Annotated in this window: 5 protein-coding genes; all 5 read right to left on the bottom strand. The window is 73.9% G+C overall.

Annotated elements, in window-relative coordinates; all coding sequences use genetic code 11:
- Positions 1 to 3052, bottom strand: a 3052-nt coding sequence (locus C1J00_RS45605) for a trypsin-like peptidase domain-containing protein (RefSeq protein ID WP_180989790.1), incomplete at its 3' end; no start/stop codon positions are given.
- Positions 3053 to 3311: 259 nt separating this feature from the next.
- Positions 3312 to 4217 carry a tRNA pseudouridine(55) synthase TruB gene (gene truB, locus C1J00_RS33730; protein WP_102912768.1) on the bottom strand — a complete coding sequence of 302 codons (906 nt, stop codon included), beginning with the start codon at positions 4215 to 4217 and terminating at the stop codon, positions 3312 to 3314.
- Positions 4214 to 4666: a 30S ribosome-binding factor RbfA gene (rbfA, locus tag C1J00_RS33725; protein WP_102912767.1), complete on the bottom strand. Its 453-nt coding sequence runs from the start codon at positions 4664 to 4666 to the stop codon at positions 4214 to 4216. Before rbfA ends, truB begins: the two co-directional genes overlap by 4 nt.
- A 32-nt stretch (positions 4667 to 4698) precedes the next feature.
- Positions 4699 to 4992 (bottom strand): DUF503 domain-containing protein, encoded by a 294-nt coding sequence (locus C1J00_RS33720; RefSeq protein WP_030853207.1) that lies wholly within the window; start codon positions 4990 to 4992, stop codon positions 4699 to 4701.
- A gap of 133 nt (positions 4993 to 5125) precedes the next feature.
- Positions 5126 to 7860: translation initiation factor IF-2 (gene infB, locus C1J00_RS33715; protein ID WP_102912771.1), on the bottom strand; the 2735-nt coding region annotated here is incomplete at its 5' end.

Genomic DNA, 7860 nt, shown 5'->3' with positions numbered 1-7860 from the left:
GGGCGAGGGCGGCGGCCAGGGCGCAGCGCAGCCGCACCGGGCCGTCCTCCAGCAGGCCCGTGACCAGCGGCAGGAGCACGGGCCGGGCGGCCGGGCCCCGGTCGAGCCGCTGGTCGGCGTACGCGGCCGTCTGCCCGGCGAGTTCCGGCCGCAGCTCAGCCGCCCGGCACACCAGCGCGGCGACCCGCCGGGCCAGGCCGGGCGGGGTGGCGTCGGCGAGGGCCCGCAGGGCTTCCTCCGCGTCCGGCCGCTCCAGCCGGGCCGCGAAGGCCGCGAGGACCGGCTCTGGGTCGGTCAGGAGGGCACCGGCGAGCGCGTCCGGCGAGAACCGTGGGTCCCCCGCCGCGAAGTGCTCCAGTGCCCGGGGGAGGTAGCGGGCCCGGGTGTGCGGGTCCTGGGCGAGGAGGGCGAGCGCGCCGCCGTGCAGGTCACGGTCGGCGGGACGGGCGAGCAGGGTGAGGGCGGCGTAGCGCAGGAGGGCGCGGTCGCCTCCGGTGCTCACGTGCGGCGCGACGCGCAGTCCGTGCACCACCGCGGCGCTCCGCCGCGCGGGCCGCTCGTCGCGCGCCCACCGGTCGACGGCCCGGCACACCGCCGACGGCTCCTCCTCGGCCAGCACCGCGAGCAGTTCGTCGGCCCGCTGGTGCGCACGGTCGACGAGCACGTCCGTCAGACCGTCCAGGGCGCCGTGGCGGTGGGTGTGCAGCAGCGCCTGCGCGGCCGTGGCCACGGTCGCGTGCGGGGTGGCGGGCAGCGGCTGCTCGTCGTCGAACCAGCGGGCGAGCTGCGGTTGCACGGCAGCGGGGTCGGCGGCGAGGAGTCCGGCGACGGCGTCCAGGAAGCGGGGCCCGGCCTCGCACGGCGGCCCGTCGGCGTGGACCAGTCGCCGCAGCAGGGCGCAGCGTGCCTCCTCCGGGAGCCGTAGGCCGGTCCAGAAGGCGGGCCCGACCTCCTCGGGCACGGGCCGCTCCTGGCGCCGCCAGGCCACGATCCGGTCGGCGAGCAGCCGCAGCACCTCTGTGTACGGCGCCGCGTCGGGCAGGGCCGACAGAGTCCCGGCGAGGAGCCGGACGGCCCACCAGGAGCGTGGGTCGGCGTCCAGGGCGTGCACCAGGTCGGCCAGGCGGGAGGCCAGCCGGACGGGGCCGTGCTGGCGGCCGAGGCAGAGCAGGGCCTGGACGACCGGCCCGATGCGGTGGTGCGGCACCGGGTCGGACTGGGCGTCTTCGGCGCGGTGGACGAGGGCGTGCAGGGCTTCGTCGAGGTCGAGGTGCATGCCCTGGAGCCAGTCGGCTAGCCCTTCGTGCGCGAAGCGGTAGCCGGGTCCGGCGGGCACCAGCAGGCCCTCTGCGAGCACGGCCGACGCCCAGCCGCTGCCGCCGCCGAGCCGTTCCGGAGCGGTCCCCCACGGGAACACCGCGGCGAACGCCTCCGGGTCCAGGTCCCCTGGCCCCGGTCCGAGACTGCGCCGGGCGGCCTCGTGCACCTGCCCGGCGACCTTCGCGGCCAGGCGGCGTACGGCGGTGCCGTGCAGGCCGTCGCCCGCCGCCAGGCGCTGGGCGATCCGCAGTGATATCAGGTCGAGGTAGGCCGCGAAGACGTCGTTCCGGTCGGCCTCGAACGCCTCGGGGGCCTCGGTGAGGACCGTCCGGACCTCGGCGAGCAGACCGAGGGTGAGGGGATGCCGGGCGTCGGCCGGGGCGAGGGCGCGACCGGCGATGCCGTGGCTTCGGTACGCCTCCCGCGCCTCGCTCTCGGTGAGGTCGCCGAGACCCACGCACGGCTCCGCCGGGAAGGACGCGCCCTCCCAGTACTCCGCCCGGCACGCCACCACCAGTTTGGCTCCCGTCTCCCGCAGCCACCACGTGGTCCGGCCCGTCCAGCCGGTCAGACGGCGGGCGAGGGCCGGTGGCATCTCCTCGGGGCCGTCGAGCAGGAGCAGCAGCGGGCGGCCCGCGGACCGGGCGAGGCGGGCCAGGCGTTCGGGCGTGATGTCGCCCGGGCCGGCCGGAGCGGAGGCGGCCACGGCGGGGGCGACCCGGTCCAGCGCCCGGCGCGCCGCGTCCGCCACCGACGCGTCACCGTCCCGCAGTTCACAGCCGCGCAACCAGAGCGTGGGCCGCCCGTCTCGTCGGCGCCGCTCGGCGAGCGCCGCGAGTTCCGTCGTACGGCCGCTGCCCGGGGGGCCGACGAGGCCGAGCACGGCCGCCGGGCCGTCTGTGAACGCGGCGAACTGGGCTGCAACGGCCGCCCGTTCGACCGGTTGCGGGACACCGGTGCCGCCGGGCGGGCCCTCCAGTGCCACCGAGGCGGCGGTGAGGTCCAGCACCCCGGCCGGATTGAGGTCCGCGCCGTACGCGGCAACCGTCGCCGCGTTCTCGGCGAGCACGTGGGCCAGTGGCTGCGGGGCACCGGGGAGCCGGGAACGCAGCGGTACGGCGAACCCGACATCGCGGTGATCGGAGCTGAGGGCGGTGCCCAGCACCCCGACCACGGCACCGGTCCCGGCGTCGAGCACGGGGCCGCCGGCCGCTCCGCCGCCCAGCCGCAGCGCGTCCCGTCCTGCGGTGCCGACCGCCAGTTCCAGTGCGTCGAGGCGGTGGCAGCGGTCCGTGGCCGCGTACGTCACGGCGGTCGCGCCCAGCAGCCGTGCCTCGCGCCAGCCGCCGGCGGCGATCCGCACATAGGTGCCGGTTCCGGCTTCCTCCCGCACGGTGACGGGCAGCGGCCGCACGCCGAGCCCCTCGGTCCGTACGAGGGCCAGGTCCAGTGCGGGCAGCGGGGTGACCGCGTCGGCGGACACGACCCGGCGGCGGCCCCCGGCGCCGTGCAGGACGAGCCGGGGCAGGCCGTCGACGGCCTCGTGGCTGGTGATCAGCGTGCCGTGGTGGTCGGCCAGGAAGCCGGTGCCGCGCGGGCGGCCGGCCAGGTCGTGGATGCGGACTAGGGCGTCGCCGGGATCCGCCCCGTCCTCGTGCCGTGCTGGTCCGGAGACGTCCGGGGAGCCTTGTGGGCTGTCGTCCGTCTCCCGGGACCGGTTCCGCGACGCCATCGTCGAGCCTCCCCGCCGTGCACCCGTGCCCTTGTGTTCGACAGTAGGGGCGGGATGATCAGCGGGACAGATCGCTTCGTGAAAGCGCCCCCTTCCGCTCCCCCGGTTCACTCCGAGCGCCCGCACGGACGGGTGAAGGAACGGGGACGGCTGGATACACCCTAGGGGTGGGGGAACCGAGGGGGACCGTGGAGCGGCGGCAGTGGAGGTACCCCGTGGCTGCCGCTCCACGGGCGGACACCGGCTCCCGGTTCCTCCGTCAGGCGAAGACGGCCAGGCTCTTGGCCTTGCCCCGGTGCTCCTCGACGAGCGCGAGGAAGCGGCCCTCCGGGTCGAAGGCGGCGACCGGGCCGGCGCCCGCGTACGTCTCGGGCATCTCCAGCCGCACGCCGTTGGTGAGCAGCTTGGCCCGCCTGGCGTCGACGTCCCAGCGGGGGAACGCGGAGGTGGCGGCCTCGGCGATCGGCATCACGGTGAGCTCCTGCTGGAGCTGGTCGAGGGTGCGGGCCGCGTCCAGCTTGTAGGGGCCGACGCGGGTGCGGCGCAGGGCGGTGAGGTGACCTCCGACGCCCAGACCGGCGCCCAGGTCGCGGGCCAGGGCCCGGATGTAGGTGCCGGAGGAGCAGACGACCGAGACGACCAGGTCGAGTACGGCCGTGCCGTCGTCGGCGACGGCGTCCCGGACGTCGTACACGCCGAAGGAGGAGACCGTCACGGGCCGGGCCGGAATCTCGAACTCCTCGCCCTCCCGGGCCCGTTTGTACGACCGCACGCCGTTGATCTTGATGGCGCTGACCTTGGACGGCACCTGCATGATGTCGCCGGTCAGCTCGGCGATGCCGGCGTCGATCGCGTCCCGGGTGACCCTGGAGGCGTCGGCACAGGAGGTGATGTCCCCTTCGGCGTCGTCCGTGAGGGTGTTCTGTCCGAGCCGGATGGTGCCCAGGTACTCCTTCTCGGTCAGCGCGAGGTGGCCGAGGAGCTTGGTGGCCTTCTCGACGCCGAGGACGAGAACGCCCGTCGCCATGGGGTCGAGGGTGCCGGCGTGCCCGACGCGTCGCGTTCTGGCGATGCCGCGCATCTTGGCGACGACGTCGTGCGAAGTGAAGCCCGACGGCTTGTCGACGATGACAAGGCCGTCGGGCGTGGTGTGCTTCTGGGTCATTCGGCGCTGTCGTCCGTCTCGTCGTCCTCGTCGGGCTTGCGGTACGGGTCGGCGTCGCCGGCGTACTTCGCGCCCGCGGACGCCTCACGCACCTTCTCGTCGGACATGCGCGCCTTGTCGAGGAGGTCCTCGATGGCACGGGCGTTGTCCGGGAGGGCGTCCATGACGAAGGCCAGGGTCGGCGTGAACTTCACACCGGCGGCCCGGCCCACCTCGGAGCGCAGGATGCCCTTGGCGCTCTCCAGGCCGGCGGCGGCCGCCGCGCGCTCCTCGTCGTCCCCGTACACCGTGTAGAAGACGGTCGCCTCCCTGAGGTCGCCCGTGACCCGGGTGTCCGTGATGGTGACGTGCGAGCCCAGCCGCGGGTCCTTGATCCCGCGCTGCAGCTTCTGGGCCACCACCTCTCGGATGAGGTCCGCCAGCCTCTTAGCCCGCGCGTTGTCGGCCACTGGTCCGTCTCCTTAAGTGCTTACTTGTTGCTTCAGTCTTCGTCGCTGTGGAGCCTGCGTCGAACCGAGAGCAGTTCGACTTCGGGCCGCCCGGCGACGAGCCGCTCACAGCGGTCCAGGACGTCGGTGAGGTGTCCCGTCTCCCCTGAGACCACCGCGAGCCCGATCTCGGCCCTGCGGTGGAGGTCCTGATTGCCCGTCTCGGCCGCGCTCACCCCGTACTTGCGCTGGAGTTCGGCCACGATCGGACGGACGAGAGAGCGTTTCTCCTTGAGCGAGTGGACGTCGCCGAGGAGCAGGTCGAAGGACAGAGTCCCCACATACATGTGTGTATCCGGATGTCCCGCCGGTTCGGGGTACGGGCGCCACGCTTCGACGCCGATACGGGAACCGTACACGCAACGGCCGGGGCCGATCGACGGAATAAGTCCCGCCGATCGGCCCCGATCGTGACTCAGGTCAGACGCGCGGCTTCTCGCGCATCTCGTACGTCGCGATGACGTCGTCGACCTTGATGTCGTTGAAGTTGCCGAGGTTGATACCGCCCTCGAACCCTTCGCGGATCTCGGTGACGTCGTCCTTGAAGCGACGCAGGCCCTCGATGTTGAGGCTCTCCGCGATCACCTTGCCGTCGCGGATGAGGCGCGCCTTGGTGTTGCGCTTGACCTCGCCGGAGCGGATGAGAACACCCGCGATGTTGCCCAGCTTGGACGACTTGAAGACCTCGCGGATCTCCGCCGTGCCGAGCTCGACCTCTTCGTACTCCGGCTTGAGCATGCCCTTGAGGGCCGCCTCGATCTCCTCGATCGCCTGGTAGATGACCGAGTAGTACCGGACGTCGACACCCTCGCGCTCGGCCATCTGCTGCGCACGCCCGGCGGCGCGCACGTTGAAGCCGATGACGATGGCGTCGGAGCCCATGGCCAGGTCGATGTCGGACTCCGTGACCGCACCGACGCCGCGGTGCAGGACGCGGATGTCGACCTCTTCGCCGACGTCCAGCTGGAGCAGCGAGGACTCGAGGGCCTCGACCGATCCGGAAGCGTCACCCTTGATGATCAGGTTCAGCTGCTGGACCTCGCCGGCCTTCAGCACCTTGTCCAGGTCCTCCAGCGACACGCGGCGCGTGCGCTTGGCGAACGCGGCGTTCCGCTCGCGGGCGGCGCGCTTCTCGGCGATCTGACGGGCCGTACGGTCCTCGTCGACCACCAGGAAGTTGTCGCCGGCACCCGGGACGTTGGTCAGGCCCAGGACCTGGACCGGCGTCGACGGGCCGGCCTCGGCCACGCTGTTGCCGTTGTCGTCGTGCATCGCCCGGACTCGGCCGTACGCGTCGCCGACCACCATGGTGTCGCCGACCCGCAGCGTGCCGCGCTGGACGAGGACCGTCGACACGGCACCGCGGCCGCGGTCGAGACGGGACTCGATCGAGATGCCCTGCGCGTCCTGGTTCGGGTTGGCCCGCAGGTCGAGCGAGGCGTCGGCCGTGAGGACCACGGCCTCCAGCAGGGAGTCGATGTGCAGACCCTGCTTGGCGGAGATGTCGACGAACATGGTGTCGCCGCCGTACTCCTCGGCCACGAGGCCGTACTCGGTCAGCTGACCGCGCACCTTGGTCGGGTCGGCGCCCTCGACGTCGATCTTGTTGACCGCGACGACGATCGGGACCTCGGCCGCCTTGGCGTGGTTGAGCGCCTCGACCGTCTGCGGCATGACGCCGTCGTTGGCCGCGACGACCAGGATCGCGATGTCCGTCGAGCGCGCACCACGGGCACGCATGGCGGTGAACGCCTCGTGACCCGGGGTGTCGATGAAGGTGATCTTGCGCTCTTCTTCGTTGACCTCGGTCGCGACCTGGTAGGCACCGATGTGCTGGGTGATGCCGCCGGCCTCGCCCGCGATGACGTTCGTCTTGCGGATGGCGTCGAGGAGCCGGGTCTTACCGTGGTCGACGTGACCCATGACGGTGACGACGGGCGGGCGGACCATCAGGTCCTCCTCGTCGCCCTCGTCCTCGCCGAACTCGATGTCGAAGGACTCGAGGAGCTCGCGGTCCTCCTCCTCGGGGCTGACGATCTGAACCGTGTAGTTCATCTCGCCGGCGAGGAGGTGCAGCGTCTCGTCGGAGACGGACTGCGTGGCCGTGACCATTTCGCCGAGGTTCATCATGACCGCGACGAGCGACGCCGGGTTGGCGTTGATCTTCTCCGCGAAGTCGGTGAGCGAGGCACCGCGCGACAGGCGAACGGTCTCGCCGTTGCCGCGAGGCAGCATCACACCGCCGACCGACGGGGCCTGCATGGCCTCGTACTCCTGGCGCCTCTGCCGCTTCGACTTGCGGCCACGACGCGCGGGACCACCGGGACGGCCGAAGGCACCCTGCGTGCCACCACGGCCACCGGGACCGCCGGGACGGCCACCGAAGCCGGGACGGCCACCGCCGCCGGGACCACCGGGACGACCGGCGAAACCGCCGCCACCGCCACCGGGACCACCGGGACGACCGGCGAAACCGCCACCGCCGCCACCGGGACGGCCGGCGAAGCCGCCGCCACCCGGACGACCGCCGCCGCCACCACCGGGACGACCGCCGCCACCGGGACCGCGGCCGCCGGGGCCACCGCCGCCGGGACGCGGGCCGGCAGCAGGACGCTGCGGCATCATGCCGGGGTTGGGACGCGGACCGCCGGGACCGCCGCCGGGACGCGGGCCGCCGCCCTGCGGGCGGGGCATGCCGCCCGGAGTCGGACGCGCGCCGCCCGGAGCCTGCGGACGAGGACCGCCGCCGGCGCCCTGCGGACGGGGGCCGCCCTGGCCCTGGCCCTGCGGACGCGGGGCGCCACCGGGCGCACCGGGGCCGCCCGGACGCGGGGCACCGCCCGGACGGGGCGCCTGCGGGCGCGCCATGCCGGTGGAGCCACCAGAGGTGAACGGGTTGTTGCCCGGGCGGGGACCCGCCGGACGGGCACCGGGACGCGGAGCGCCGCCACCCTGGCGCGGAGCGCCGGGACGGTCGCCACGGTCACCGCGGCCCTGGCCTCCCTGGCCGGAACCGCCCTGACGCGGAGCGCCCGGACGCGGCGCCTGGCCGGCCGGACGCGGGGCGCCCGGACGCGGGCCGGAGCCCTGGCCGCCCTGGCCCTGAGAGGCGGCCGGTGCGGCGGGAGCCTCCGGGGGTGCCGTGAACTCGGGTG

The sequence above is a fragment of the Streptomyces cahuitamycinicus genome (genome assembly GCF_002891435.1).
In the GTDB taxonomy this organism is placed as follows: domain Bacteria; phylum Actinomycetota; class Actinomycetes; order Streptomycetales; family Streptomycetaceae; genus Streptomyces; species Streptomyces cahuitamycinicus.
The sequence above is the reverse complement of the archived record's forward strand: the minus strand, read 5'-3'. Positions and strand labels throughout refer to the sequence as shown.